29 protein-coding genes are annotated in these 25,511 nt (G+C 55.3%); 11 read left to right on the top strand and 18 right to left on the bottom strand.

The window, feature by feature from the left end:
• Positions 1–102: 102 nt before the first annotated feature.
• From CU102_RS07435 to lgt, 5 genes are all read right to left on the bottom strand, one after another.
• On the bottom strand, positions 103–675 hold the full coding sequence (locus CU102_RS07435; RefSeq protein ID WP_245425262.1) for a hypothetical protein: 573 nt from the start codon (positions 673–675) through the stop codon (positions 103–105).
• A gap of 145 nt (positions 676–820) precedes the next feature.
• Positions 821–1,972 carry a M24 family metallopeptidase gene (locus CU102_RS07430; protein WP_106710462.1) on the bottom strand — a complete coding sequence of 384 codons (1,152 nt, stop codon included), beginning with the start codon at positions 1,970–1,972 and terminating at the stop codon, positions 821–823.
• A 4-nt stretch (positions 1,973–1,976) separates the two neighbouring features.
• Complete coding sequence (gene pgeF, locus CU102_RS07425; RefSeq protein WP_106710460.1) at positions 1,977–2,768, bottom strand: peptidoglycan editing factor PgeF; 792 nt, start codon at positions 2,766–2,768, stop codon at positions 1,977–1,979.
• Between the two features lie 64 nt (positions 2,769–2,832).
• Positions 2,833–3,915 carry a class I SAM-dependent methyltransferase gene (locus CU102_RS07420; RefSeq protein ID WP_106710458.1) on the bottom strand — a complete coding sequence of 361 codons (1,083 nt, stop codon included), beginning with the start codon at positions 3,913–3,915 and terminating at the stop codon, positions 2,833–2,835.
• Positions 3,912–4,763, bottom strand: a complete 852-nt coding sequence (gene lgt / locus CU102_RS07415; protein WP_106710456.1) for a prolipoprotein diacylglyceryl transferase — start codon at positions 4,761–4,763, stop codon at positions 3,912–3,914. The genes CU102_RS07420 and lgt overlap by 4 nt, the downstream gene beginning before the upstream one ends.
• Positions 4,764–4,988: 225 nt before the next feature.
• Here lgt and CU102_RS07410 point away from each other — a divergent pair, with 225 nt between their 5' ends.
• The 3 genes from CU102_RS07410 (at position 4,989) to CU102_RS07395 (ending at position 6,666) form a co-directional block, all read left to right on the top strand.
• A complete protein-coding gene (locus CU102_RS07410) occupies positions 4,989–5,303 on the top strand; it encodes an accessory factor UbiK family protein (RefSeq protein ID WP_106710518.1) in 315 nt (104 codons plus the stop codon).
• Positions 5,304–5,790: 487 nt separating this feature from the next.
• Entirely contained in the window at positions 5,791–6,291 is a 501-nt protein-coding gene (locus CU102_RS07400) for a type III secretion system chaperone family protein (RefSeq protein WP_106710454.1), read from the top strand.
• Positions 6,292–6,330: 39 nt separating this feature from the next.
• Positions 6,331–6,666, top strand: a complete 336-nt coding sequence (locus CU102_RS07395; RefSeq protein WP_106710452.1) for a tRNA-binding protein — start codon at positions 6,331–6,333, stop codon at positions 6,664–6,666.
• A 20-nt stretch (positions 6,667–6,686) separates the two neighbouring features.
• Here the strand turns inward: CU102_RS07395 and CU102_RS07390 are convergent, their stop codons facing one another.
• The 3 genes from CU102_RS07390 to CU102_RS07380 all read right to left on the bottom strand — a co-directional run bounded on the left by CU102_RS07390 (position 6,687) and on the right by CU102_RS07380 (position 9,414).
• Positions 6,687–7,982, bottom strand: coding sequence for a sensor histidine kinase (locus tag CU102_RS07390; protein ID WP_106710517.1), 1,296 nt, complete (start codon positions 7,980–7,982; stop codon positions 6,687–6,689).
• A 162-nt stretch (positions 7,983–8,144) separates the two neighbouring features.
• Complete coding sequence (locus CU102_RS07385; RefSeq protein WP_106710450.1) at positions 8,145–8,849, bottom strand: response regulator; 705 nt, start codon at positions 8,847–8,849, stop codon at positions 8,145–8,147.
• Between the two features lie 61 nt (positions 8,850–8,910).
• A complete protein-coding gene (locus CU102_RS07380; RefSeq protein WP_106710448.1) occupies positions 8,911–9,414 on the bottom strand; it encodes a MarR family winged helix-turn-helix transcriptional regulator in 504 nt (167 codons plus the stop codon).
• 250 nt (positions 9,415–9,664) lie between these two features.
• Between CU102_RS07380 and CU102_RS07375 the strand changes: the two genes are divergently transcribed.
• From CU102_RS07375 to CU102_RS07365, 3 genes are all read left to right on the top strand, one after another.
• Positions 9,665–10,555 carry a branched-chain amino acid aminotransferase gene (locus CU102_RS07375; RefSeq protein WP_106710446.1) on the top strand — a complete coding sequence of 297 codons (891 nt, stop codon included), beginning with the start codon at positions 9,665–9,667 and terminating at the stop codon, positions 10,553–10,555.
• Positions 10,556–10,689: 134 nt separating this feature from the next.
• A complete protein-coding gene (locus CU102_RS07370) occupies positions 10,690–11,001 on the top strand; it encodes a hypothetical protein (RefSeq protein ID WP_106710444.1) in 312 nt (103 codons plus the stop codon).
• Positions 11,002–11,114: 113 nt separating this feature from the next.
• A complete protein-coding gene (locus CU102_RS07365; RefSeq protein ID WP_106710442.1) occupies positions 11,115–11,762 on the top strand; it encodes an MBL fold metallo-hydrolase in 648 nt (215 codons plus the stop codon).
• A gap of 37 nt (positions 11,763–11,799) precedes the next feature.
• Here the strand turns inward: CU102_RS07365 and CU102_RS07360 are convergent, their stop codons facing one another.
• The 3 genes from CU102_RS07360 to CU102_RS07350 form a co-directional block, all read right to left on the bottom strand.
• A complete protein-coding gene (locus CU102_RS07360) occupies positions 11,800–12,216 on the bottom strand; it encodes a BA14K family protein (RefSeq protein WP_106710516.1) in 417 nt (138 codons plus the stop codon).
• Between the two features lie 350 nt (positions 12,217–12,566).
• Positions 12,567–12,782, bottom strand: coding sequence for a cold-shock protein (locus CU102_RS07355; protein WP_099998216.1), 216 nt, complete (start codon positions 12,780–12,782; stop codon positions 12,567–12,569).
• A 387-nt stretch (positions 12,783–13,169) separates the two neighbouring features.
• Complete coding sequence (locus CU102_RS07350; RefSeq protein WP_425351530.1) at positions 13,170–14,039, bottom strand: lytic transglycosylase domain-containing protein; 870 nt, start codon at positions 14,037–14,039, stop codon at positions 13,170–13,172.
• Positions 14,040–14,149: 110 nt separating this feature from the next.
• Between CU102_RS07350 and CU102_RS30960 the strand changes: the two genes are divergently transcribed.
• On the top strand, positions 14,150–14,602 hold the full coding sequence (locus CU102_RS30960; RefSeq protein ID WP_342588743.1) for a Kazal-type serine protease inhibitor domain-containing protein: 453 nt from the start codon (positions 14,150–14,152) through the stop codon (positions 14,600–14,602).
• A 1-nt stretch (position 14,603) separates the two neighbouring features.
• Positions 14,604–15,305: an HAD family hydrolase gene (locus tag CU102_RS07340; protein WP_106710438.1), complete on the top strand. Its 702-nt coding sequence runs from the start codon at positions 14,604–14,606 to the stop codon at positions 15,303–15,305.
• Here CU102_RS07340 and CU102_RS07335 read toward each other — a convergent pair whose 3' ends face one another.
• Positions 15,306–16,829 carry a helicase HerA domain-containing protein gene (locus tag CU102_RS07335; protein ID WP_106710436.1) on the bottom strand — a complete coding sequence of 508 codons (1,524 nt, stop codon included), beginning with the start codon at positions 16,827–16,829 and terminating at the stop codon, positions 15,306–15,308.
• A gap of 123 nt (positions 16,830–16,952) precedes the next feature.
• The gene (locus CU102_RS07330) at positions 16,953–17,963 is read right to left on the bottom strand and encodes a saccharopine dehydrogenase (protein ID WP_106710434.1); all 1,011 of its coding nucleotides are present in this window, start codon (positions 17,961–17,963) and stop codon (positions 16,953–16,955) included.
• Positions 17,964–18,122: 159 nt separating this feature from the next.
• Here CU102_RS07330 and CU102_RS07325 point away from each other — a divergent pair, with 159 nt between their 5' ends.
• Together CU102_RS07325 and CU102_RS29395 are read left to right on the top strand one after the other, a co-directional pair.
• Positions 18,123–18,707 (top strand): TetR/AcrR family transcriptional regulator, encoded by a 585-nt coding sequence (locus CU102_RS07325; RefSeq protein WP_106710433.1) that lies wholly within the window; start codon positions 18,123–18,125, stop codon positions 18,705–18,707.
• Positions 18,692–18,904, top strand: coding sequence for a hypothetical protein (locus CU102_RS29395; RefSeq protein ID WP_133624529.1), 213 nt, complete (start codon positions 18,692–18,694; stop codon positions 18,902–18,904). Before CU102_RS07325 ends, CU102_RS29395 begins: the two co-directional genes overlap by 16 nt.
• Positions 18,905–18,919: 15 nt before the next feature.
• Here the strand turns inward: CU102_RS29395 and uvrB are convergent, their stop codons facing one another.
• The 4 genes from uvrB to CU102_RS07305 all read right to left on the bottom strand — a co-directional run bounded on the left by uvrB (position 18,920) and on the right by CU102_RS07305 (position 24,463).
• Positions 18,920–21,736 carry an excinuclease ABC subunit UvrB gene (gene uvrB, locus CU102_RS07320; protein ID WP_106710432.1) on the bottom strand — a complete coding sequence of 939 codons (2,817 nt, stop codon included), beginning with the start codon at positions 21,734–21,736 and terminating at the stop codon, positions 18,920–18,922.
• 116 nt (positions 21,737–21,852) lie between these two features.
• Positions 21,853–22,749, bottom strand: coding sequence for an HNH endonuclease (locus tag CU102_RS07315; protein WP_106710430.1), 897 nt, complete (start codon positions 22,747–22,749; stop codon positions 21,853–21,855).
• Positions 22,750–22,872: 123 nt separating this feature from the next.
• On the bottom strand, positions 22,873–23,130 hold the full coding sequence (locus CU102_RS07310) for a SemiSWEET family sugar transporter (protein WP_245425261.1): 258 nt from the start codon (positions 23,128–23,130) through the stop codon (positions 22,873–22,875).
• A gap of 136 nt (positions 23,131–23,266) precedes the next feature.
• Positions 23,267–24,463 (bottom strand): mandelate racemase/muconate lactonizing enzyme family protein, encoded by a 1,197-nt coding sequence (locus tag CU102_RS07305; RefSeq protein ID WP_106710426.1) that lies wholly within the window; start codon positions 24,461–24,463, stop codon positions 23,267–23,269.
• 225 nt (positions 24,464–24,688) lie between these two features.
• Between CU102_RS07305 and CU102_RS07300 the strand changes: the two genes are divergently transcribed.
• Positions 24,689–25,024, top strand: coding sequence for an acyl-CoA thioesterase (locus CU102_RS07300; RefSeq protein ID WP_106710514.1), 336 nt, complete (start codon positions 24,689–24,691; stop codon positions 25,022–25,024).
• Between the two features lie 3 nt (positions 25,025–25,027).
• Here CU102_RS07300 and CU102_RS07295 read toward each other — a convergent pair whose 3' ends face one another.
• Positions 25,028–25,450 carry a VOC family protein gene (locus tag CU102_RS07295; RefSeq protein ID WP_106710424.1) on the bottom strand — a complete coding sequence of 141 codons (423 nt, stop codon included), beginning with the start codon at positions 25,448–25,450 and terminating at the stop codon, positions 25,028–25,030.
• Positions 25,451–25,511 lie beyond the last annotated feature (61 nt).

Raw genomic sequence — 25,511 nt, 5'->3', positions numbered from 1 at the left:
AGGATATGGCGGGCCTTTTACTGCCCTTGACGCACATTGCAAGCGGGCAAGCAAGATTCATGCACATTTCAACCGCAATATCGCATAAAACGCGTAAATATGTCACGTCTTGGCGCCTGATACCCATACCAAGTAGCCTTGTATCGCCTTATCTGCGATCCCTTCCATGACCTTGGGCGGAACGGCGCGCCATGGATCTGTACCGCCGCCAGGTACCTTTTCCTGGCCTTGAATACGATGAAGTCGTGTGCCCGCGGGATCGAGCACATCCCAGACATAAATGATCGTTGTCTGATTGCCGTCGGGCAGGGCGGAAAAGTATCCCTTCATGATGTGGGTGTTGTCCGTATCGGCGGCCGTGCCGAGTGTGATGCCCTTTTCCTTGGCGAGTGTGGACAGCCGCTGCGACAGTGGCGTTGCGGCCGCAATGGGTGCTCCAACAATAGGTGCGAACCGCAACTTTGCCGTGCGTGGCGTGCCGGGTGCGGTTGGTGTAGTTGCCTGGTTCGTTCCGGACGCGGTGCCACCGTCTGTCTGAGCCGTGGTCGGGCTGCCTGGCGCAGCAACTGCCGGCGCCCCCGTTGCCGTGGATGGTGTTCCAGGGGTTGTGGCTGTGCCGGGAGTCGCTGGGGTGCCAGCCTGACTACTCTGTAGATCAGATTTGGCGACGCCCATCGGGGCTTCCGAGCTGTTGCACGCCGATAGCGCCAGCGCCGTCAACAATGCGACTGCACATGTCAATGAGTTACGCGACTTCATCTTCAGTCAAACCCCGTCATGAGCCACCTGTTAGCCCGCTTAAGAAAAGCAGACAAAAGTTTTATTTTACGATCAAGTCAAGAGGTTGGCGGGAAAGCGGCTCTGCTTCGCCGTTCGTTGTGAGGTAGGTGCGACCCAAAGTCATGGCAGTGCCGGTGTCAGAATCCATGATGATCATATGGGCAAACAGCGTCATATCGGGCTGTATCCGTTCAGGGTTGCCGGCGTAAAACATCGGCATATCCATCCAAGACGGTGTAAAACGTGCCCCGACGGAATATCCGCACGCATTGAGACGGTGGCGGGTCAAATCATGGGCTTCCATCACCTTGGAGTGAGCTTCGAACACATCGCCGAATGTAGATGCCGGTGTCATCGCCGCTTCAACCTCGTGAAGCGCCTCATGTGCTGCCTCGTGGAGCTCCTGATGACGTCTCGATGCCTTTCCAGTCAAGACGGTGCGCATCATGGGGGCGTGATAGTGTCGATAGACGCCCGCCCATTCGAGCGTCAATTGATCGTTCTTGGTCAACTTGCGACGGCCAGACTTGTAGCGGCAGAGAAGGGCATCTTCTCCGGACCCAATGATGAATTCGTTGGCGGGGTAATCGCCGCCGCCAGCAAAGATCGCGGACTGCATGGCGGCAAGAACAGCGCCTTCGTCGGCACCCGCCTTGATCAGCTTCAAACCTGCACTGAACGCTTCGTCACTCAACTCCGCGGCCTTCCGGCAATAAATGATCTCCGCAGGGCTCTTCAGAACGCGCAATCTGTCAACGACGCCAGAAATATCAACGAGCTGACCGAACGCCGTGAGTTGTTCGTCCAGCTTCCGGCCGTTGGCAGCGGTTAACCCGTGAGTCTGGTACTCAATGCCGATACGACAGCCAAGCAAATCGAGGTCGTTCAAAAGCTCGCGCAAGTCTGCCGCAGGATTGGCGTTATCACGATCGGCCCAGACGATGATATTCTCGATGTTCGACGTCTGACGCGCTTGCCGCAGGTCGGCGGAGCGAGTCATCAGAACATTGCTGCCATCGGCCTTGACGACGAGACACTGGAAGAAACAGAAACCGAAAGTATCGTAGCCTGTCAGCCAGTACATGCTCTCCTGTGCAAACAGAAGAACTGCATCCAGCTTCTGTTCGGCCATCACAATCAGCAGGCGGTCGCGGCGCGCGGCAAATTCTTCCGGTTCGAAATGAAGGGCCATACTGTTACTCCATGATGGTGATCGCCGAGATCTGGCGGCCGTAGTCCGGTTCCTTGCGGTGGGTCGTCCGACGATAGGAGAAAAACTGATCCTCATCGGCATAGGTGCATTGTTCAAGTGATGAGGCATTCACTCCGGCCTGGTTGAGCCGTGTGATTATGAATGCCCATAAATCGAACATCTTGTGGCCATCCTTGACCGAGTCGCGGAAGAATCTCTTGTAGGCAGGATCGGCGCCGACGAATTGATCGTAAAATTCACCGCCTACTTCGTAGTTGTCGGGACCGATTGTCGGACCAAGGGCCGCGTGGATGCGATCTCGCCGTGCACCAAGGGCTATCATTGCTTCAATTGTGTTTTCAAGCACACCACCAATGGCACCTTTCCATCCGGCATGGGCGGCTCCAACAACTTTTGCCTCATTGTCAGCAAACAGAATCGGACCGCAATCAGCGGATAGGGCACCAATCACAATGCCTGGTGTTGCCGTTACCATGGCGTCGGCGTCAGGTCTCCCGCCGACAAACGGGGCCGTGACAGTGACCACATCAGGCGAGTGCACCTGATGAACGGTAACAAGGTGCGATAGCGGTACGCCAAGTGATTCCGCCACGCGGCGGCGGTTCTCCTTGACATGATCCTGATTGTCGTTCGAACCGCTACCGACGTTCAATCCACGATAGATTCCGTTCGATACGCCGCCTTGGCGCGTGAAGAAGCCGTGTGCGATCTGATTCGTTTCGGGGGAACCCAACAGGGAGGAACGCAATGGTACTGGTTTGTTGGAATTGATCATACCGGATGCCTTTCAAGGCTGCGGATGGTGGTTGAGCAATCGATTGAAGTCAATCGCCTGAAATTCATTTCGCTTCGAAGGGAAAGATGTGGGTGGCGGGGTCGGTCACACAGAGTGCCTTGAACAGCGTACCCATCTGATCAGGTCCGGCAAGCCGTTCCACATCGGCATGGATCTGATCTTGTATGGCGCCTGACTTGTCCTGACCGAGTGCTCCGGCGCGATCCAGCAAACCCATCGCAACCAGAAATTCGCCCTGCGTCGTTGCGCTGGTCTTGCAGCCTTCTGCGCGAGCAGCTTGGGCGAGGCTGTAGAAGTCAACATGGGTTGTTAGATCAGCAGAGCCGGGAATGTGCAGCACGTCAACGGAAGTATGTCTGCTCAATGCTTGCAGCGTATCGCCAAAACCCTGCTGCAGGTGGCCGTAGTCGAAAAGGAGGGCTGCACCCCTGTTTTCATGGATACGTCCCGCGATCTCCTGCATCAGAGCGCTGCGAGCAGGTGATATTTCGAAGATGCTGCCTTGAGGGGCGATATCGCTGGCTGGCGGGAGCAGTGTTTGGTCGATCGGACCAGACCCGCCGACAAAAACAAGGTTCTTCTCTGTGTCGAATGCAAGCATGCGTTCGACAAAGCCGTTGTTTATCTTCACATATTGCCGCGTTGGGATGGCGTCGAAAAGTTCATTTGCGACGAAAACGAGTGGGCCAGATCCAATATCAGAAAACTGCTTGTTCCATTCTATCGCATGCCTGTGCACGTCAAGCGTTGTCTGTTGAATTTCCGTCAGCCGCTCGCTGATCTCCACCATATGGATTTTGGCGGCGGCGATGAAACCCGGAGCAAGCTTGCTCGTCGCACGGATGAGGTCTTTCATGAGCGTGCCGCGTCCAGGACCCATTTCGCAAAGAATGAATCGATCTGGAGCGCCGAGCGCCTGCCATGCGTTGACGCACCACACGCCAACGAGTTCTCCAAACATCTGGCTGACTTCGGGGGCAGTGACGAAATCGCCGTCCTTGCCGAAGGGTTCGCGCGTCGTGTAATAGCCAGCATCGCGGTCGAAGAGGCACATCGCCATATACTCAGCAACGCTGATAGGGCCTGTTGTCTCGATCTGGCGTATTATGCGTTGCTTCAGGTTCATCGTCCTGTGGCGACCTCAGGGTTACGAGCTGACATCACGAAGCCAAGTCCCAAAAGCACCATGGGAATCGAAAGAACCATCCCCATTGTCAGCCAGTCGCCATAAAGATAGCCGAGCTGCGAGTCCGGTTCGCGGAAAAATTCGACGAAGATTCGTGAAAGGCCATAGAGCGTGACAAAGGCTCCACTGATAAAGCGCGGACTTTTCAACTTGCGGCCGAAAAAGATCAGAATCGCCAGGACTGTGAAAAGAACGATACCTTCAAGAGCGGCCTCATAAAGCTGGCTGGGGTGGCGTACAAAGGGGCCGCCTGTTGGAAAGATCATACCCCACGGAACATCGGTTGGTCGTCCCCAAAGCTCGCTGTTAATGAAATTGGCCACCCGGACAAGACCAAGGCCGACCGGCGCACCCGCTGCGATGGTATCAAACATGCTGTATACGTTGATCCTATGCGACCTCGCGAAGAGGATCATGGCCAGGGCGGTGCCAAGGAAACCGCCATGGAATGACATGCCGCCTTCCCACACTTTGAAAATATCGAGGGGATGGGCGATATAACGGGCGAAGTCGTAAAACAGAATGTAGCCAATGCGTCCGCCAAGGACGACTCCAAGGGCTGCCCATAGCACGAAATCGTCGAGATCAGCAGGTTTCATAGGGGGAGTATTGTTCGCCCACAGCCGGGGCTTGCTTATCAGTTTCTTGGCGTACCACCAGGCAAAAAGAATACCGGCAACATAGCCCAAACCATACCAATGGACCGAGAGCGGGCCAATAGAAAAAATAACGGGATCGATATCCGGAAACGCGATCGCAGCAAAGGTCGGAAGAAGGAATTCGCTCACAAAGACACTCCAGATTAGGATCGAATGTTGGCGGGACCATGCGCGAGGGCACGCAGAGCGTCAAGTTGCGTCTCCGGTAACATTTGTGCGCGACCGGTCCAATGTCCAACTTGCTTGCATTCGCCTCGTGCGGCGATTATTTGATTGTGAAACTGCGCCAATTAAGGTGCTACTGCGTCCTCTGTGCGCCAAGAAGCGCACGGTGCAGCACAGGAGGTATTCGCCATGACCAACGGATCATCGAATCGCGTTCTTGATGAACTGGCAAAGCTCGTGACCGATGCTGCAGGAGCAGCGCAGGGAGTGCGCCGCGAAGTCGAAACTGCGTTCCGCGGCCAGGCAGAACGATTGCTGAACACCATGGACGTTGTGCAGCGTGAAGATTTTGAAGCCGTGCGGGAAATGGCAATCCGGGCGCGAGCGGAAAACACGGCGCTGCTGGCTCGGATCGAGGCCCTGGAGGCGCTTGTCGGCCAAAAGGATGAGGCAGGCAAACCTGCGAAGTCTGGCCCGGCTGCTGGTCGCACCAAGAAGGAATGATCTCAATAGTCATCGGATGATGCGGACCCATCGGCAGTGGCGAGTCGGTGGGTTTTTGCATTTCGGATGCTCGGTGATCGGGACCCTCACTCCTGCCGACAGTTTCTCTCGGGTATTCGTCCGCTTATCGAAGCCAAATTTCATTTTCCCCAACATAAATCTTAAGAATTATCAACAGGTGGAAACTGCCGAAAATCGTTGTCTTAGAGTCAGTTAAAGGCAGGTCGTGAATCTTTTTGGCAGCGTCTGTCCACATCCATTCTCGCCATTCCATAAAAAGGGGGCTGGCGCTCGGACTCAGCATCAATACACTGAAATTACAGCATGATTCGTTTCAAGGGTCGTGCCGTGGTTTACAGGGTTTTGTAACCACGATCCGGTTGGTGCGTTCTTCCTCCCGGTGGGTTTTCAAGTGTTTGGTGTTCTTCGGGTGGGTGCGCTGTGCTCCCGCAGCGTCATATGAGATTCGATTTAGCAGGTAGTGGCGATGAGCCTTCTGGAAATAGAAATTGCGCGTGATTTGCATCCGGTCGATGTGATCGAGCATGTGGCCCATACAAATGAATGGGCCTTTGAGCGCACCGGGGAAGATGAGATTGCCATCACTGTCGAGGGAAACTGGACCGACTACCAGATCTCGTTTTCATGGATGGAGGATTTCGAGGCACTGCATTTGGCATGTGCCTTCGATATCGCCGTCAGCGAACCGCGGGTCAACGAAGTCATGCGCTTGCTCTCCCTGATCAACGAACAGCTTCTGATGGGGCATTTCGACCTTTGGCGGCAGGAGGGGGCAGTCATGTATCGCCAGTCGCTACTGCTATCAGGTGGAGCCGAACCGACGAGCAAGCAGGTTGAAGTGTTGCTCTCCAGTGCCCTCGATGCCTGCGAGACTTACTTCCAGGCATTTCAGTTCGTTGTCTGGTCAGGCTCGAGCGCCCGGGAATCATTGGACAGCATACTTTTTGAAACGGTAGGTTCAGCCTGACCCAGCCGAAGTGACAGGATCCAATCAGCGGTTTTGACAATGGCCATCAGTTTCGATGATTTCGAGAAAGTGGATATCCGTGTCGGCACTATCGTCGAAGCCGAGACTTTTCCTGAAGCGCGAAAGCCTGCCTTCAAACTGAAAATCGACTTTGGACCGGAAATCGGCATCAAGAAATCATCTGCACAAATCACCAAGCACTACGCTCTGGAAGAGTTGAAAGGTCGCCAGGTCATGGCTGTCGTGAACTTCGCACCGCGCCAGATCGGGCCATTCATGTCAGAGGTCCTGACACTTGGATTTCCGGATGATGAGGGGGCGGTCGTCCTGGCAGCCATCAGTAAACCCGTGCCAAATGGCGGGAAGTTGTTCTAGACCTGGCTACGGTACCGAGTTCAAGCCGGAATTCTTACAACGGCCCGCAGACCGCCGGTCGGGCTTTCATCCAGTGTGATATCGCCGCCATGGCTACGAGCGATATCGAGTGCAATTGCGAGTCCAAGTCCCGTTCCGCCCGCGTCTTGGTTGCGGGCTTCGTCCAATCGGAAAAATGGCTTGAACACCTCATCGCGCATTTCTTTGGGTATGCCCGGTCCATCATCATCGATGGTGATTGTCAGCCAGCCCTCCCGGTGTTCGGCAGCGACGGAGACGTTTTTCGCGTAGCGAAAGGAATTCGATACGAGATTGGATATGAGGCGCGAAAAGGCGTTGGGCCGGACATGGATCTCTGGTTCCCCCCGAATGCTTGATATAAACCCACGTTCCAGAAGTGCACCTTCCTCTTTGAGCTTCGCAAAGAACCGCTCCAGATTAAACGTGCCCGTTTCTTCTTCGGCTTCACTGCGGGCGAAGGCGAGATAGCCTTCCAGCATCGACTGCATATCCTCAATGTCCTGCTCCATCGCCTCGGTATCGACCTTGTTGCCGACGAGGGCGAGCTGGAGTTTGAAGCGTGTGAGGATGGTGCGCAAATCGTGACTGACACCGCTCAGCATGGTCGTGCGCTGTTCAATCTGCCGCTCGATGCGCTCTCGCATGACGATGAAAGCGGCGCCCGCTCTGCGAACTTCTTCGGCTCCGCGAGGCTTGAAGTCCGGTGGCGGCGCCCGGCCTTTGCCGAAACTGTCAGCGGCGGTTGCCAGTTGCTGGATCGGCTTTATCTGGTTTCGCAGGAAAAGGATCGCGATGGCCAAAAGGACCAGTGCCGATCCGGCCATCCAGACGAGGAAAATCAACGTGTTGGATGCATAGGCCTGACTGCGGCGGGCGAACACACGCAACACCCTGTCTTCAAGTTGGATGCGGATTTCAACCAAGTCGGAATCACCAATCGTGTCGATCCAGAAGGGGCGGTTGATCTGTTTGGTGATCTCTTCGCTCAGGATACCATCGAGAATGGAAAAGAATGGTTTCGGTCCCGGTGCGGGCAGGGGATCTGCCGGAAGGATCGAAATGTTGAGCGCCAATCTCTCTCTGGAAATCCGGATCAGATTTTCATAGCCCTGATCCTGTGGAAAGGCATCCATCAAGTCAATGATGCCAGCGATATCGCGTACCACAGCGGTCGACAGCCGCTGCGTAACCGTTTGCCAATGTCGCTCCATGAAGACAAAAGCAATGACGGATTGAAGAAGCACCATTGGCGCGATGATGATGATCAATGATCGGGCGTAAAGCCTCTTAGGCATCCAGTGCGCAAGCCATCGTGTGAACTTCCGCCATGGACCAAGAAGGGTGCTTCGCTTACGCCGCCAGTGGCGCTTTCTGACTGCCAATGCGCGTTTTGCGGTGTCGGTCGGTGCCATTTCGTCAGTGTCCGCTTACGCATTGAGTACATTGAGAGAGGGTGGCTACTCCACGCTCAATTTATAGCCGACGCCGCGCACCGTCTGCAACCAAACCGGGTTGGCGGGGTCGTTTTCGATCTTGCGCCGGAGCCGGTTGATCTGGACGTCAATAGTTCGTTCACCCACGTCGCCCTCTTGTCCGGTCAGCTCATGGCGGGGTACGGTTTCACCAGCCCGTGCCGCGAAGATCGCCATGATGTCCTGTTCACGATCCGTCAGGCGGATCATTTCCCCTGACCGTTTGAGTTCGCGCTTGGCAATGACGAACGTGTAGGGCCCGAAGACAATCTGCTCGATCTTGGCCTGCGCCGCAGGGGCGCCACGGCGCAGGATATTGTTGATGCGCAGGATCAACTCACGCGGGTCGAAGGGTTTGGGCAAATAATCATCGGCGCCAGCTTCCAGGCCCGCAATGCGGCTATCAGTCTCCGACAAGGCCGTCAGCATGAGGATAGGGACGTTTTTCTCCTGGCGCAGCGACTGCGTTAGCGCAACACCGCTCTCGCCCGGCATCATAACGTCCAGGATCAGAAGATCGTAATCAATCCCGGCCAGCTTACGCCGGGCCTCATCCGCGTTGGCGGCCACCGTAATGCGAAAGCCGCTGCCCGTTAGGTATTGAGACAGTAGATTTCGAATTCGGGTGTCATCGTCGACAATCAGCAGGTGGGGTGCATCGTCTGAAAGCGTAGTTTCGTCGCTCACCAATTTTGTTCCTTTTCTTCTATGGCCTTGGTGCCGTCTGCTCCCCGCAGGTTCCAGTGCGTTTCTACCCTGCCTTTGGCAGACTGTCGATCTGTTGCCACTGTCCCGGGTTCACCATCGCCTTGAGGAAGTGCTCTATTACCGTTCGATCGGAAAGACCAATTTGCTCCAATGCACTTGTAATGCGGCGTGATTGCGGTGCCGCGAGTTCGAGCGCCAATTCCCGGCCTTTCAGTGTCGGGTAAAGTTCCCGTTGCCGCCGATCACGGGGGCCGGGAATCTGGACAACGTGACCCGTATCGATCAACTGCTTAAGCACCCGTGCCAGGCTTTGCTTCGTAATCTGCAAAACATCGAGCAACTCCGCGACAGTCATGCCGGGTTTGCGGTTGATAAAGTAAAGAACTCGATGATGGGCACGACCGAAGGTCAGCTTCTCCAAAATGAGATCTGGATCGGCTGTGAAGTCGCGATAGGCGAAGAAGAACAGCTCGATGATGTCCAATTCACTGGCATCATTTTTCGTCAGGGCTGTCTCGATATGCCGATTAGGTGTATAAGATTTCATGCAGGATTCCCGCTCTTGGTGAAAATTATGTCAGTCTTGTTGACTTAATTTTAGACTGCTGATAATTTTTGGCAAGCTGTTGGCCACATTTTTGAATTAAACGAAAAGCCAATACGTGTTTCTAGGACATTTTCCTTATTGAAACGCCTATTGGTGCCGTGGGCGATGGTACACCAATTGGCAACCGGGACCAGTTGGCGCAATCCTAAAAACCCGCAAATTATCAGGAATCAAACGCCTGGAGGAAAACATGGCATCCGATCCATTTGATCAGCTTGAAGGTTACATCTGGATGAACGGCGAATTCGTTCGCTGGGCGGATGCTAAGGTTCATGTGCTGACCCATGGCTTGCATTATGCAAGCTCAGTTTTTGAAGGCGAACGAGCCTATGGTGGCGAGATATTCAAGCTCAATGAGCACACGGAACGACTGCATGAATCGGCGAAGATCCTGGGATTCAAAATTCCTTTTACCGTTGAAGAATTGAATGACGCGTGTCGCAAGCTTCTGGCCAAGCAGGGGTTTCAGAATGCTTACGTTCGTCCGATCGCCTGGCGGGGCAGTGAATCGATGGGTGTTTCGGCCCAGGCCAACAAAATCAACGTCGCGATCGCCATATGGCAATGGCCAAGTTATTTCGATCCGGCGCAAAAGCTTAAGGGAATTCGGCTCGATCTTGCAGAATATCGCCGCCCCGATCCAAGAACAGCACCGTCCAAATCAAAAGCAGCTGGTCTCTATATGATTTGCACGATCTCCAAGCATGCGGCTGAAGCCAAGGGCTATGCAGATGCACTGATGCTCGATTGGCGAGGACAGGTCGCTGAAGCAACGGGTGCAAATGTGTTCTTCGTCAAGGACGGGGTCATTCACACGCCGACGCCCGATTGCTTCCTTGACGGCATTACACGACGGACAGTGATTGATCTGGCTAAGCGCCGTGGCTATGAAGTTGTCGAGCGTGCGATCATGCCGGAAGAACTGGATAGTTTCGAACAATGCTTCCTGACCGGTACGGCTGCCGAAGTTACACCGGTTTCCGAGATAGGACCCCATCGCTTCACAGTCGGTGAAATCGCCATCAATCTGATGAATGATTATGCTGCAGAAGTAATGCCAAAGAAAGCAGCGGCCGAATAGCCGAAAGTTGAATCAAAAATAGTGTTTGATACCTCACAATAGAGGTATCAAGCTGTTTGACATTGCTTAAAACTTAGTCATCATGACGTTTGTCAGGCATGAGTCTGGCTCGAAACGTTGACGGGGTGTCAATCATGGAAGCGCTTCTTCCTATTATTATCCAGCTTATCTCAGGTGGTGTCGGCGGTAATATTGTCGGCGGTCTTCTCAAGAATCTGAGCCTTGGCACGACGGGCAATACTGTTGCCGGCGGTATTGGCGGACTTATAGGCGGATATCTGACGCAATTCCTCGGCGCTGGTGGTGCCGAGATGGTAGCGAACGCTGCTGCATCATCCGGGCTGGACCTTGGCTCGATCATTGGCCAGGTTGCTGGCGGCGGTGTAGGTGGCCTCATCCTCACGGCCATCGTCGGCGCGATCAAGAATTCCATGGCCAAGACCTGAGACTCAGAGGAAAGCAATTTTCAGAGGGCGGTCCTGTGGCCGCCCTTTTCATTTGGGTGTCCCTTGCACTAACGTAGGTTGAACAAATCTGAAGCAATTAGGACGAGCGTAACATGGGACAATTGCAGGCCGGTATTATTCCCGTCACGGCCTTTCAGCAGAATTGCACAATCCTCTTTGACAGCGATGACAAGCATGGAGTTCTCATCGATCCCGGTGGTGATAATGATCAGGTTCTGAACGCCATCAAGTCAAATGGCATTGTCATCGAAGCAATCTGGATTACGCATGGCCATATCGACCACGCGGCCGGCGCCATGGATATGAAAGACGCACTTGACGTCGAAATCATTGGACCGCATGAGGCCGACCGCTTTCTGTTGGATAGTATCGAGGCGAAGGCCATGCAGTATGGCATCACCGGCAAGGTACGCAATTGCGCGCCGGATCGGTGGTTGAACGACGGTGATCAGGTATCGTTCGGATCGCATATCTTTGAAGTGCTGCATTGTCCGGGGCATGCACCGGGACACGTTGTCTATTTCAATCGGGCCGCAAAATTCGCCCATGTGGGGGATGTCTTGTTCAATGGATCTGTCGGGCGAACAGATCTGCCGGGGGGAGATCATGCCACGCTGATCAACTCCATAAAGACGAAGCTTTTACCGCTCGGGGATGATATTGGATTCATTTGTGGCCACGGTCCCGGGGGGCGTTTCGGCGAAGAACGTCGCACCAACCCGTTCCTAACACCGGAATAAAAAAACCGCCGGGTTACCGGCGGTTTATGTTGTTCAATCAATTGGCATTGCAAAAATAGTCACGCCCGTCATATCCACGGAACGTGCCGGTTTCCGGATTGAATGAGCGGTAGCGATCAGAGCAATAACGGTACCATTCGCGCGACCAAGGCTGCGCACCACCGTAGTAGCGGGGCGCCTCGCGGTAAACCTGAACCGGGCGGCGATAGTATCCATCGTCATAATCGCGATAAATCACTTCCGGTTCACGGGGTTGGGCAAGTGCGGTGCCAAGTAGGGCGCCAGCCGCAAGGCCGACTGCGCCGGCCGCCCATGCGTCGCTGTTATTATTGTGATAACGATGGCGATAATAGCGATCACCGCGCCAACCGTCGGCGGATGCCGAAGTAAGAGGTACCATGACCGTTGCCAGAGCGGCGGTTGCAAGAATGGCAATCTTGGTGCCTTTGTTCATAAGTGCCTCCTTTGAAGCATCCTTGGTGAAGCGTTTGTTGCCTCGCCGTGTAGTGTTGGGCTGGACTTGAGGTGGGGCGCCAGCCGTGATGCCTGTTTTATCCATTCCCGCATGAATGCAAGCTGAACGGGACCCACGGGAATCGTTCCGCAGCCGGTCGAGGCGCAATAAATACATTGAATATCAGCGAATCCAAGGCGGGAGCATGGCGTGAAGTAGTCGCATCACAGCTGCAGATTTTGCAAATGCTTCCGCTCTGCGGCAGAAAGGGCTGAGCCTTGCCGCAAGTTGGTTCAGAAATCAAAACCCCCGGCAACGCCGGGGATCTTGGGCAGTTTCAACTGCCAGAATTATTCAGTGACCGAAATGTTAACGGCCTTTGGGCCCTTGCCACGACGGTCAGGCTCGGTATCGAAGGAGACCTTCTGATTGTCTGCGAGACCTGTGAGACCGGACGCCTGAACTGCGGAGATATGAACGAAAATATCCGCTGCGCCGTCATCCGGCTTGATAAAGCCAAAGCCTTTTTCACTGTTGAAGAATTTGACCGTACCGGTCTGTGCCATGCTTCGTTCCTTTTCCTTACTTACCGCGTCCCCCTCCGGGTTTGCGGGATTGGTAGTGCCGCCTTCTGTAAGCTACGTTCGGCGGAAGTCATGCAGGCAGTTCTCGAATTCAGGAAAGGAGCCGATCATTGCCGGGATTACTCCCGACCCGGTATTCTTGCGGTTCCGGCGCGCCGTTCTTCCAGTCTTCCAGTGTTCGCAAATGCCCGAACGCTTTGAGACTGCTAGAATAAGTGTTTTTTGGCAAGCAAAAGTTTTTCTACAATTTAGACGATTATATCGAACAGCTGTGCAGCTTAGATACTTATAGGTAGAAAATTCTAGTCTGGCGCCTCTGTAGTGAGGCGCCTGTGTCATTCCAAGTACCGTCGTATCGCAACTTGCTGGCTATCGGTTGCGCAGCACGATGCAGGCGCCTCCGGCATTGTGCAGCTGGGCACAGATCTGATTGGCTTCGCTTCGACTGTCAGCACCGATGCGCACGGCGTAGATACCGCGACGTCCCATGGCAGACCGTTTACGGCTGATTACCGGTTCATGCGCATTGAGGATTGCTGGAAAACTGCGGCGCAAACGATGAAGTTGACCGACCGCCGCCGAATGGCGGAAATTACCGGCAATCTGGATACCCCACGGTTTGGGTTTGATCTGAGCCATGGCTATCGTTGCAAAACGGACAATCGGCAGCTGGCGGCATGCCGCATCAAAGGTAAGCTTTGCATTGAGTGGGCGCACATTTATTTCAGAACCAGCTGCAAAATCGTCCGCCGAACGCCCGGTGATATCGAGGACATACTCTTCCGTTTCCAGTGGAAGGAAGCCCCCACTCGACAGCCAATTTGCAACCCTTGTTGGCCCGGCATTATAAGCCGCGGCTGCCAGACCCCAATTACCAAAGGATTTGCGCAGGTCCTTCAAAAGAGCCGCCGAGGCGGGCAGGGCCTTGGTGAAGTCAAAAGGATCGTCAAGATTTCGCTCTTTCGCGGTCCCGGGCATGAACTGGGCTATGCCCTGCGCGCCGACTGGGCTTGTCGCCGCGACATCAAAGCGGCTTTCTTTCCAAATCAGCCTCGCGAAGAAATCGCGAGGAACCCCATGGCCGTCGGCATGTGTTGCTATGGCTGCGCAGATCTGGCCGACTGTTGGAGTAGGCGGCTTTGCTGGTGTTGAAACGGACGGATTGTCTGCTGACCAGCCGTCAAGCGAGGGCAGAAGTAGAAACGCCGCGATCAAACCGAGCTGTCTGAGCCGAGTCACCCTGTTATCATCCCCTTCACGCAGCATACAGGCATAAACCACGGCCTTAATTCTGGTAAGAGGTTCATGCGCATTGATTCCATCTTTTGATCGGATTGCGTAACGTTTGAATGAAGGGAGTGGTCATGCAAGCGGGGACAACAAATTTCCGGAAGATTGGTATGCTGATCGCCGGTGCAGCTATAATCGCGAGCTGTACGGTCTCAGTGGAAGAGAACGGACCCGGCTACCCGGGTTCTGATAGCCCTCAGTTCTGCACGCGAGAATTTGCTCCAGTGTGTGGAGTTCGCGGATCGGTGCGTCAGACATTTGGCAATGCTTGCGAAGCACGTTCGCGGAGCTTTCGCATCATCAGCTCGGGCGAATGCAGCTATCAGGGGAACAGACCTGGCGGTGGCTGGAGCGGCCGGCCGGATCGGCCCACTGAGCCAAGTGTTCCCAGCATGTGCACGCAGCAGTACGAACCCGTCTGCGGACGCAGGGGAGACTCCATTCAATCGTTTGGCAATGCCTGCGAGGCTCGCAGTGCCGGCTACCAAGTTATTGGCAGAGGGCGCTGCTGACATGCCTTCCTCTATCACCACCCTCGGCTTCGACGCAGACGACACGCTTTGGCAGAATGAACAATTCTTCCGGGCGTCTGAAAGGCATTTTGCCGATCTGCTGTCGGCCCATGCTAATATCGATGACCTGTCAAACCGATTGCTTGCGATCGAGAAACGCAACCTCGACCTCTATGGTTTCGGCATAAAGGGGTTCACGCTGTCATTGATCGAAACTGCGGTTGAAGTGACTGAGGGTCAGCTCCCAACTTCGGTTGTTGCTGAGATTCTCGCCGCCGGTCGCGAAATGCTGCGTCATCCGGTCGAAACATTACCGCATGTCCGGGAAACCCTGGAACAATTGGCGGATCAGTATCGGCTCGTTCTCATTACCAAGGGGGATTTGTTCGATCAGGAACGCAAGCTGGCGCAGTCAGGTCTCGGAGATTTCTTTGATGCCGTCGAGATTGTGAGCAACAAGGATAAGTCGACCTATGAGCGTGTATTCAGTCGCCACGGTGACGGCGCCGAACGAGCCATGATGATCGGCAACTCGCTGAAATCCGATGTGGTTCCGGCGATTGAGGCGGGGAGCTGGGGTATATTTGTGCCACACGAATTGACCTGGGTCCTCGAGCATGTCGAGGCCCCGGTTGCTGAGCAGCGATTCAGGCAGATCGAGCATCTGGGAGAACTGTTGCCTTTGCTCGCAGAGATCGGCTGACTATTCGGCGGCGTACTGCTCCTGCCCGCCTTCATCGGGACCGTTCGGGTCGCCGGCAGTGGTTTCGCAGGCGAGATCCGGGAATGCGACTATACGATTGCCGGTGAAATCGGTGCGAACGACAATCAGACCCTGCTCCTCGAAATAGGTAAGCAGCCGCCGGGCGCGCCGGGTCGAATGCGTGCCGTAGGCTCGCGCCAAAGTTGCGTCCGAAGGGCAGGGACTATGGGTTACAGCGGCTTGCGCCACGATGAAAAACACCCCCTGAACGTCATCAGGTAGGGTTTTGGACAGTTCTAGCGCCTGTTGCCAGGGCTCGCTTTGGGCTGTTTCGCCGTCGATACCAGCTCGAGCAACCGCAAGCCTGCGGCGGAAGTCGGGTAATGCCAGCGCGTCACCTGGTACACGGCGGATTCGGCAACGAACAAGAAAGTCCTGGTAGAGAACGGCATCGGAACGGAACGACGCATCAGGATCGGTGAGCATCTCATGCATGACCGCGTCGATGAGACTGTTGCGCTCTGCCTGATCAATTTCGGGAAAAAGCGTTGGCGCAGACGTTTCGACTTGCGTCATCACCTTGGCCTGAGAGAGCTGGTTGAGAATGTCTACGGTCGGTGTCGGTGTCGGTGCTGGTGGCGGAGGCGCACGGCGGACAATGGCACGGCGTTCCTCCGGAGCTGGTGTGAAAATCAGATCGTGGGTATCCTCCCCGGGCTGCGGTAGCGGGGTGAGCTTGGGGCTTGATGAGCGGGCAGAAGTTTCAGCTGGACCGATGGTTACAGCCAATGGTCGCCGGGACAGCGCAGGGCCGAGGGCTACGAAATGGCCGCGTGCCAGGTCGCGGAACTGCTCTGCCTGACGCCGTTCCATACCGAGCAGATCAGAAGCACGCGCCATATCGATATCGAGAAAGGTACGTCCCATCAGGAAGTTGGATGCTTCAGCGGCAACGTTCTTCGCAAGTTTGGCCAACCGCTGGGTGGCGATAACACCGGCAAGACCGCGCTTGCGGCCACGGCACATCAGATTGGTCATGGCCCCGAGCGACAGTTTTCGCGCCTCGTCAGACACTTCTCCGGCCACGGCTGGTGCAAAAAGTTGCGCTTCGTCAACAACGACGAGCATAGGGTACCAATAGTCGCGCTCTGCATCGAAAAGGCCGCCAAGAAAGGCTGCGGCACAGCGCATCTGCTGTTCGACATCCAGTCCCTCGAGATCAAGCACGACGGAAACGCGGTGCTGGCGGATGCGCGCAGCAATGCGGGTCAGTTCATGTTCGGTGCGAGCGCCGTCGACAACTACGTGACCGTATTTGTCGGCCAGGGTGACGAAGTCGCCCTCCGGATCGATGACACACTGTTGGACCCATTGTGCGCTTTGCTCGAGCAGGCGCCGCAAGAGATGTGATTTGCCTGAGCCGGAATTGCCCTGGACGAGCAGGCGGGTTGCCAGGAGCTCTTCCAGATCGAGCATGGCCTTCGCGCCGGCAGGCGCCGCCCCCATGTCGATGTTGACTTTCATCAGTTCTCCAGGTGCTCAAGTGATTCCGCGCGCGATGCGGCGCGCAGAGTCCTTAGCACCCCTTACGGAGACTTGCGCCTGCCATGGGCCATTTTTGGCAAGAAACCCACAGCTGGTTTGATGTTACTTTTGGTAGAACAGAGCACCGAACTCTTTCATGCGGTCGACGACATTATCTGGATCCATTAATAGATCCGGCAGATAAAGGCCGGGTTTGACCGGAGCGCCACCGGAAAGACCGAGAAGGCGTTCAATTCCGAGTGCGACGTGCAAGGCTGTCAGTGGTGCCTGACCGTGGGGGTGAACGATATCCAGCCGCCTGCGCGCTTGCTTGCCCGACGACAATTCGCCGCTCAACTCAATGGCGATCTCCGTTGAAAATGCTTCACCCTTCCGGCGGCTCGCCGAGACACCATAGACCAGATCGAAGTGAATGGATCTTGCATTGGTCGCAGTAGAAAGACTGAGAACATCGAGTGGCGAATAAGCATTTGCTTCAACTTCTGTGCCATCGATGTCGATGAATTTCCGCTTTGCATCCTCGCCCTTAGCCCAGTTCCAACGACCGTCCTTGAGGAGCAGGGGATTTGGAGCGGACTCCGTCAACCGTTGAAAGTCCGCAAATGCCGCTGGCCCGCCCATGTCTTCCTCGTCAAGGACGACGGTAATTGAGATGTGATCGATGGCTCGGAAGTCACGGGCAACTTGTAGTGCGGGAAAGGTGGCAGCGCCTGCCAGCCAGTTGCTCGCCATAAGAATGGGCGCGCTCTCGGGCCTGCGGATCGCGAGGGCCATTTCCGGACCGACTTCAAAAACACCACTAGAGACACTGAGATACGGCAAGCCATGAGCTTGTGCATATTTCATACTGTTGAGCGTGTCGTCCTTCACGAATACCGCGACTGCGCTGTAGGAACTGATCTCGTCTTGGCCGAGATCATTCCGGCCCAGGTCAATCATGACCGCAGTAGCGTTTCCCAACGGTTCCGCGACTGACATCGCTTTGGTGAGGTCGCGGCCCCCGATGGCAATGGGCAATTCGGGGTGAAGCTGGCGCAGCGTTTGTGCTGCTTTCGCACCGACGATGCCTGATCCGCCGATGATCAGAACCGGCCTCGTAATAGGTGATGACATAATCTCGACTCCTTCTTTAAACTGGACAAACGTGCTTGCGAGAGGCTGATTCCTCTGTTCGTTTGTCATATTACTATTAGTAAGTTACTATTGGTAATAAAACAAGAGTCGACTGATCAAAAATTTCTGCGGACGCGCAACTTGAGAGTGAAGGCGAGGATGACAAACGTATCAGCAAAGAAAATGCCGAAAACGCAGAGGCGAGATCAGCTTCTAGACACGGCTCTTTCCATCGTTCGGGAGCAGGGTACCGATGCTCTAACCCTTGGATATCTGGCCGAGCAGGCGGGCGTGAGCAAGCCGATCGCCTATGAGCACTTTGGCACTCGTGCGGGCCTGCTAATCGCCCTTTACGAACGATTGGACCAAAGGCAGGTCGATGAACTGGTCGCAGCAATCAAGGGAGCACCAAAGCAACTTGAGGAAGTGGCTCGGATCATGAGCGCAGCCTACATGGCATGCTATCGTTCCATCGGCCCGGAATGGTCAGCGATTTCTGCTGCGCTCAAGGGCGACGAGGAAATGGAAAAGTTTCAGACGAGCCTGATCGACAGTTACATTGACCTATACCGCGCGACCTTGACACCTTACACCGATCTTTCGAGCAATGAACTTCGTCTGCGATGTGTCGGGATCATAGGTGCGGCAGAAGCGGTTTCCCGGGAGATGGTACGCGGAAATCTCGACGAAGCAGTGGCCGCAACTGTGTTGCAGTCGCTGATTGTCAAATGGCTCGGTACCTAACTACTGCCGTCCGTCATGGAAATCCGGCTACGCGCGGTGCAGCAGATCGATTGCGTATGGAGGCGGCCAGGCGCGAAAAGGCGATTGCGACGATGGCAGGCTTGGTCGGCACGCTGGTGTTTTGGCGTGCCGTCGATGACCCGGAGTTTGCCGATGAGATACTGAGGGCCTGCCAGGTGATATTTGGCAGCAAGTAGGGCTGCCAAAAACAACTACCTCCCTGGACGCCCGGTCTTGCCTGGTCTGCGCTTCTTGCGCGCATCACCGGCGTCTTCGTAGGAGCCCGCACCCGTTCGCTCGCGGCGGATGATTGTATGATCGTTACGGTTGGTTCCGGTAAAGGCCGGCTTTGCCGGGACGTTGCCGATCACCGGTTTCTCCGTGCGCCCGACAGTCATCTCATCCAGCGAATTCTTGCGGAAGACGCCGGGTCCGAGAGGGCGCGTCGTGTCTCCGCCCATTTCGTCGAGGTGCGGTTTGCGGAACAGTGCCGAATCCTTGTCGCCCTCGTCGGTAACCACACGGTGCATCGCGCGCCCGGCGTTATGCCTGCCCTTGGTGCGGCCAGTGACCGGACTTTCCATCTCGACCTCCCGTGCCATTGGATCGTCTGAAATCGCCAATTCCATTTCGCGCAGACGCTTGATCTCGTCGCGCAGGCGGGCAGCGACTTCGAAGTCGAGATCGTCGGCGGCATCGCGCATCTGCTTCATCAGATGTTCGAGATGAGCCTTCAGGTTATTGCCCATCATCGCGCCGGAATCAGTGAAGTCGGAAATATCGGCGCGAACGTGGTCACGCTCGTAGACGCTGTTGAGGATGTCGCCGATGTTTTTCTTGATGCTGGCCGGCGTGATGCCATGCTCGGTGTTATAGGCTTCCTGCTTCTCGCGGCGGCGATTTGTTTCCGCCATCGCCCGCTCCATAGAGCCAGTGACGTGATCGGCGTAAAGGATGACCTTGCCATCGACGTTACGCGCGGCACGACCAATGGTCTGGATCAGCGAGGTCTCCGAACGCAGGAAGCCTTCTTTGTCAGCATCCAGGATAGCAACAAAGCCGCACTCGGGAATATCAAGACCTTCACGCAGCAGATTGATGCCGACAAGCACATCGAAGGCGCCAAGTCGCAAATCGCGCAGGATCTCGATGCGCTCCAGCGTGTCAATATCAGAGTGCATATAGCGCACGCGAATACCCTGCTCATGCAAGTACTCTGTCAGGTCTTCCGCCATTCGCTTGGTCAGAACGGTGACAAGCGTACGGTAACCTTTTGCCGTTGTTTCGCGAATTTCACCAAGGACGTCATCCACCTGGGATTTGGCCGGGCGCACTTCGACGGGCGGATCGATCAGGCCTGTCGGCCGAATGACCTGTTCGGCGAAAACGCCGCCAGACTCTTCCATCTCCCACGTGCTGGGTGTTGCGGACACAGCGACGGTCTGCGGCCGCATGGCGTCCCATTCTTCAAACCGCAACGGGCGGTTGTCCATGCAGGACGGGAGGCGGAATCCATATTCGGCCAGCGTTGCCTTGCGGCGGAAGTCGCCCTTGTACATGGCGCCGATTTGCGGAATCGTCACGTGGCTCTCATCGATGAAAACGAGTGCATTGTCAGGAATATATTCGAACAGCGTGGGTGGCGGCTCTCCGGGTTTGCGGCCCGTCAGATAGCGCGAATAATTTTCGATGCCGGCGCAGGAGCCAGTTGCTTCCAACATCTCCAGGTCGAATGTACAGCGCTGTTCGAGTCGTTGCGCTTCGAGCAGACGCCCCGCCGCATTCAATTCGACAAGGCGATGTTTCAACTCCTCCTTTATCGACTTGACAGCCTGATTGAGCGTTGGACGCGGTGTCACATAGTGCGAATTCGCATAAATCTTCACCGAGCGCAGATCGCCTGTCTTCTGGCCGGTGAGTGGATCGAACTCTGTGATTGCCTCAATCTCGTCGCCGAACATTGAAATACGCCAGGCTCGATCCTCAAGGTGGGCAGGAAAGAGCTCGATCGTGTCGCCGCGCACGCGGAACGAACCGCGGGTGAAATCCATCTCACGCCGTTTATATTGCTGCGCCACCAGATCCGCGAGCAGCGCCCGCTGGTCGAGACGGTCGCCGATCTTCATTTCGAAGGTCATGGCGGTATAGGTTTCGACAGAGCCGATACCGTAAATGCAGGATACCGAGGCGACGATAATCACATCGTCGCGCTCAAGCAGCGAGCGGGTAGCCGAGTGACGCATCCGGTCAATCTGCTCGTTTATCGAGGATTCCTTCTCGATATAGGTGTCGGACCTCGGCACATAGGCTTCCGGTTGATAGTAATCGTAATAGGAAACGAAATATTCGACCGCATTGTTCGGAAAGAACGATTTGAATTCGCCGTAGAGCTGTGCAGCAAGCGTCTTGTTCGGAGCAAGGATCAAAGCAGGGCGTTGTGTCGCTTCGATCACCTTCGCCATCGTAAATGTCTTGCCGGAACCAGTGACACCAAGCAGGACCTGTGTCCTGTCGTCGTCCTTGATACCGGAAACGAGGTCCTGGATCGCAGTCGGTTGGTCGCCCGAAGGCTGGAAGTCGGTTTCCATCCTTATCTGGATGCCGCCTTCCGATTTTTCCGGCCGTGCGGGCCGGTGGGGCTGCCAGGCCATACCATTCTTGAACAGCGGATTGCCGCTCTCGATCAATGCGGTAAGTGCGGCAACCGTGGCGGTGGCGCCACCGGGCATGATGTTACCGGCGTCTTCCAGACCGATATCAAGTCCTGCTACAGGATTGAGCCCTGCTGCGGCGCGTGTTTTTGGATCGGTTGACCCACCAATTGACGTGCCACGCGATGTTCGCGACGTACTGGATTGCGAACTCCCGGCCTTCCTTGGCTTGGACGCTTTCGGTGCGGATTTGGCTGTTTCATCGGTGATTTGCTTGGCCCAATCGCTGATCGAACCGGACAGCGGTGCGCCTTCCAGTTCGGGTTGGGGCATTTCGCCGAAACCGTCGACGTTATACTTGTCAGGAGATTTAACCATAGGTTGAATATGGGAGGAGTCCGATAAAATGGGAAGACCTGGGTAGCGAAAAGTCACAGTTCCCGACAGGCTACTGACACAGTGTTGTCAGGAGCGAGGTCACCGTTGATCGTGCTTCAACGCCGGAAAATGCTCTCGCGATGATAGCGCAAAAACTCTGGATGAGGACGATGACTGTCATCTTCTGGCAGCGCAATCCGTCCCGATCCATTCAACAATTTATCGACCTGGGGTTCGAAGTAGCGACGGGATTTCAATATCCGGTAATCGGCGTCGATCGAGAGGAGGCCTTTATCGAACATCCAGTGAATGCAGCGGGAAAGTGCGATGCCGTTGCTGACCGAATCGGGGCCTCCCGCCTCGACCGGCATGATGTGTGCGCATTCAACTTCAAATGTCCCGTCTGGTGCCTGCATCGATATGTCGGTCATGGCGCAGGTCATCCCGTAAGCATTTCCAACCAGATGCCTGAACGCTCGATCCCGAAGTGAACGGGACGTCAGTATTCGCGTGCGTTCGGAAGCTGTCGGCGCATCTTCTGCGAATCCTTGTGGAAGCGCCGGCTCATCTTCAAGGACGGCTTTGCCGAAAGCCGCTTCGATAATCCGATAAAAGTTCTCATCAGAGATAGCCCTGACTTCCTGTTGGGCAAGCGACGCATTTACTGATCCGTCGCTCTCCAACATGCTGTCCTCGAAATACAGGATAGGACCGAATGAAACGTCCCGAATGCTGAATGGAACCGGCTCCGGGAATTCGAAGAACTGCTCAAGCTTGGCCTCGCGATAGCCTGGGTTGTCGGTCGCGGCGTGTATTGATGCGACACATGCCGCAGCAAAGTATCCTGCGGGGCGCGTCAGGCGTCTGCCGGCACGCGGCATCGGCAGATAATAAATAACCCAGTCGCCTATCCTATCGCGAACAATGTCTTGATATTTCTCGCGAAAGAGAAAGCGCTTATCGTAATCGCAGTTCGTGTATATCTTTGATTTTATGTGAAATATGGCTGCCATAAGTCCGCAATCTACTTGCTGAAATGAAATCTCTTTTCAGCATGCAGGTGACTGCAAGGCAGCGAAACGCATTTGAAATTGTATTTTCAGGATCCATTCAATCTGGAATGGCAAACGGGGGGATCAGCCGTAGCGCAGCTTTAGGCCCAAAATCGTCAGGATAAGCAGCAGTGTCACTCCATTCGCCGCTATCACTGGCCAGGAACCGATCATCATTCCATAAATGAACCACAGAAAGACACCAAGCACGAGCGAGACATTCATCACTAGGGAAATGCTTGCTGTCTCGCGATGCCGCACAATCTTGATAATCTGCGGGACCCAGCACAAGGTAGTGATTACGGCAGCGAGACTGCCGATAAGCTCAATATGGAGAGGCACGGAACGGGCTTTCAAAACGGGCGGAATGCAATTGATATATGAGCAGATTCTCCGGGGAAATACAGCGGATTCATGGCATAAAGTTTGTATGCGACAATTTTGTATTTTGCGCGCTTTTTGTGCCATCGAGCTGCACTCAGAAGATCAAAGGATCGCGTCCCATGTTGAGGTGAAGTTCGTGCCCGTCATAAGCGTTGGCTTCTGCAACTGCTTCATTCAACTCGACTCCGAGTCCTGGTTCCGGTGATGGAATGATATAGCCGTCTTCCCAACGGATCGGTTTCTTCAGGATATCGGCATGAAAACCACTAAAGGCCTGGATGCATTCGAGAATAAGGAAATTTGGGCTGCACGTTGAGATCTGAATGTTGGCGGCGCCGACGATGGGACCGCAATAGAGGTGCGGCGCGATCTGCGCATGAAACGTTTCGGCCATACCTGCAATCTTCTTGGCTTCGAGGATCCCGCCGACACGGCCAAGATTCATTTGCAGGACATTGGCCGCCCGATTCACCAGCAAGCGTTGAAACTCATACTTCGTCGTCAGGCGTTCGCCGGCAGCGACCGGGATGGATGTGTGTTGCTGCACGTAGCCCATGTGCTCGGGCATGTCTGGCGGGACTGGCTCTTCAAGCCAAAGCGGATCATAGGGTTCTAGCCGCTTTGCCAGTCTGACGGCACTCGTTGGAGTCATCTGGCCATGCGTGCCAAACAGCAGATCTGCCTTGGAGCCGACAGCCTCGCGAACAAGGCGAACGAATTTCTCGCCAAGGTCGAGTTGCTCGAGAGAAAGCTGGCGTGGATCAAACGACGTATAAGGAGCGACGGGGTCGAACTTCACGGCAGTGTAGCCTTGCGCGACATATTCTGCGGCGCGCTCCGCCGATGCCTCGGCATTCCAGTAGATGGCGGATGTCTCGCCAAGTTCGGGCTTGGGATAAAGGTAGGTGTAGCTGCGGAGTTTCTCGTGCACCTTGCCGCCAAGCAACTCGTAGACGGGCTTATCTGCTTCCTTGCCGATAATGTCCCAGCAGGCCATCTCAAGCGCCGATACCGCGCCCATGATGGTCACATCCGGTCGCTGGGTAAAACCGGCGGAATAGGCGCGACGGAAGAAGCGCTCAATGTGATGCGGGTCTTCTCCGACGAGCCAGCGTTCCGCAACGTCTTCAACAACCATGCGCATCACTTGCGGACTGACGGTGGAATTGTAGGCCTCGCCGTAGCCAACAACACCGGAGTCTGTTGTAAGTTTGACGAAGAGAAACCAGGTCCCGCCAAACGCTGGTGGCGGATTGCCGACCACGAAGGTTTTGACATCGGTGATTTTCATGGATCCCTCCGAAATTCGTTACCGACACAGACTAGGCCAGGCCAGGAACGATCCTGAAACCGCGCAACGACCCGGTATGTCGGGTTTCCGACAGTTGTTGCACATACCCCCTTTTCAATCCTATTGGCGCACCGCATCATTGACCGAACCAGCAATCACCTACGGAGACCGGAATTGACCGAAAAGACCAAGCCGATTGGCGAACTGACCCTGCGCACCCTCGCCATGCCAGCCGATGCCAATGCGGCGGGGGATATTTTCGGTGGCTGGGTTATGGCGCAGATGGATTTGTCCTGTGGCATCCGGGCAGCGGAAAGAGCACGCGGGCGCGTGGTGACAGCTGCGGTCAAGGAAATGGCTTTCGCCAAGCCCGTAAAGATCGGCGATACGCTCTGTATCTACACGCATATCGCCCATGTCGGACGCACATCGATCGTCTTGAAGGTCGAGGCATGGGCACAGCGTTATCTGTCGGATCTGATGGAACTGGTTACCCATGCCGACTTTGTCATGGTTGCGCTCGATAAGGAAGGCAAGCCGACACCCGTGCCGGAGACCTAACGGCTAGCTCTGGCTGCCGATCAAATATTTATCCCAGAACCCTGCTTCTGCTTCAGTCTGTTCGACTATGTCGATCCACAGGCCAGAAGGATCATGGAAACCGAAGCGGCGCTGACCGAAAGGCTCGTCAGTCAACGGATACTCGATCTCAAGGCCGGTAGCGCTGATGTTTTCGAACACAGCCTTGGCATCGTCGACCTGTAGTTCGAAGCACATGCCTTTACCGCTGAAAGACTCGGGGCCGGGCGGGGCGGACGGATGGTCGGGTGTCATAAAGGCGATGGAGGCCGACTGGTCCTCGGTTGTGAGCCAGGAGATCCACGTGCTGTCGAAGCCGCTGACAAAGCCCAAGTGCTTGATCCAGAAGTCACGGCACGCTTCTTTTCGAGTGGTGACGATGATCGGATAGCGGTCGGTGAAACGCATATTGTCCTCCTGTAATGTGCGATTCTGCCCATTAAAGAAGATATGAAAAGCACGTGGCAAG

Source organism: Phyllobacterium brassicacearum (genome assembly GCF_003010955.1).
GTDB lineage: Bacteria > Pseudomonadota > Alphaproteobacteria > Rhizobiales > Rhizobiaceae > Phyllobacterium > Phyllobacterium brassicacearum.
This window is presented reverse-complemented; position numbering and strand designations above follow the sequence as displayed.

What these genes read in the sequence shown, in the direction of transcription:
- CU102_RS07395 (WP_106710452.1), top strand. Translation starts at nt 6,331, where the DNA reads ATGGCCATCAGTTTCGATGATTTCGAGAAAGTGGATATCCGTGTCGGC.
- CU102_RS07380 (WP_106710448.1), bottom strand. Translation starts at nt 9,414, where the DNA reads ATGAAATCTTATACACCTAATCGGCATATCGAGACAGCCCTGACGAAA.
- CU102_RS07410 (WP_106710518.1), top strand. Translation starts at nt 4,989, where the DNA reads ATGACCAACGGATCATCGAATCGCGTTCTTGATGAACTGGCAAAGCTC.
- CU102_RS07430 (WP_106710462.1), bottom strand. Translation starts at nt 1,972, where the DNA reads ATGGCCCTTCATTTCGAACCGGAAGAATTTGCCGCGCGCCGCGACCGC.
- CU102_RS07375 (WP_106710446.1), top strand. Translation starts at nt 9,665, where the DNA reads ATGGCATCCGATCCATTTGATCAGCTTGAAGGTTACATCTGGATGAAC.
- CU102_RS07365 (WP_106710442.1), top strand. Translation starts at nt 11,115, where the DNA reads ATGGGACAATTGCAGGCCGGTATTATTCCCGTCACGGCCTTTCAGCAG.
- CU102_RS07390 (WP_106710517.1), bottom strand. Translation starts at nt 7,982, where the DNA reads ATGCCTAAGAGGCTTTACGCCCGATCATTGATCATCATCATCGCGCCA.
- CU102_RS07435 (WP_245425262.1), bottom strand. Translation starts at nt 675, where the DNA reads ATGGGCGTCGCCAAATCTGATCTACAGAGTAGTCAGGCTGGCACCCCA.
- CU102_RS07295 (WP_106710424.1), bottom strand. Translation starts at nt 25,450, where the DNA reads ATGCGTTTCACCGACCGCTATCCGATCATCGTCACCACTCGAAAAGAA.
- CU102_RS30960 (WP_342588743.1), top strand. Translation starts at nt 14,150, where the DNA reads ATGAAGGGAGTGGTCATGCAAGCGGGGACAACAAATTTCCGGAAGATT.
- CU102_RS29395 (WP_133624529.1), top strand. Translation starts at nt 18,692, where the DNA reads ATGGCTCGGTACCTAACTACTGCCGTCCGTCATGGAAATCCGGCTACG.
- pgeF (WP_106710460.1), bottom strand. Translation starts at nt 2,768, where the DNA reads ATGATCAATTCCAACAAACCAGTACCATTGCGTTCCTCCCTGTTGGGT.
- CU102_RS07340 (WP_106710438.1), top strand. Translation starts at nt 14,604, where the DNA reads ATGCCTTCCTCTATCACCACCCTCGGCTTCGACGCAGACGACACGCTT.
- uvrB (WP_106710432.1), bottom strand. Translation starts at nt 21,736, where the DNA reads ATGGTTAAATCTCCTGACAAGTATAACGTCGACGGTTTCGGCGAAATG.
- CU102_RS07325 (WP_106710433.1), top strand. Translation starts at nt 18,123, where the DNA reads ATGACAAACGTATCAGCAAAGAAAATGCCGAAAACGCAGAGGCGAGAT.
- CU102_RS07355 (WP_099998216.1), bottom strand. Translation starts at nt 12,782, where the DNA reads ATGGCACAGACCGGTACGGTCAAATTCTTCAACAGTGAAAAAGGCTTT.
- CU102_RS07370 (WP_106710444.1), top strand. Translation starts at nt 10,690, where the DNA reads ATGGAAGCGCTTCTTCCTATTATTATCCAGCTTATCTCAGGTGGTGTC.
- CU102_RS07315 (WP_106710430.1), bottom strand. Translation starts at nt 22,749, where the DNA reads ATGGCAGCCATATTTCACATAAAATCAAAGATATACACGAACTGCGAT.
- CU102_RS07305 (WP_106710426.1), bottom strand. Translation starts at nt 24,463, where the DNA reads ATGAAAATCACCGATGTCAAAACCTTCGTGGTCGGCAATCCGCCACCA.
- CU102_RS07360 (WP_106710516.1), bottom strand. Translation starts at nt 12,216, where the DNA reads ATGAACAAAGGCACCAAGATTGCCATTCTTGCAACCGCCGCTCTGGCA.
- CU102_RS07420 (WP_106710458.1), bottom strand. Translation starts at nt 3,915, where the DNA reads ATGAACCTGAAGCAACGCATAATACGCCAGATCGAGACAACAGGCCCT.
- CU102_RS07335 (WP_106710436.1), bottom strand. Translation starts at nt 16,829, where the DNA reads ATGAAAGTCAACATCGACATGGGGGCGGCGCCTGCCGGCGCGAAGGCC.
- CU102_RS07400 (WP_106710454.1), top strand. Translation starts at nt 5,791, where the DNA reads ATGAGCCTTCTGGAAATAGAAATTGCGCGTGATTTGCATCCGGTCGAT.
- CU102_RS07300 (WP_106710514.1), top strand. Translation starts at nt 24,689, where the DNA reads ATGCCAGCCGATGCCAATGCGGCGGGGGATATTTTCGGTGGCTGGGTT.
- CU102_RS07330 (WP_106710434.1), bottom strand. Translation starts at nt 17,963, where the DNA reads ATGTCATCACCTATTACGAGGCCGGTTCTGATCATCGGCGGATCAGGC.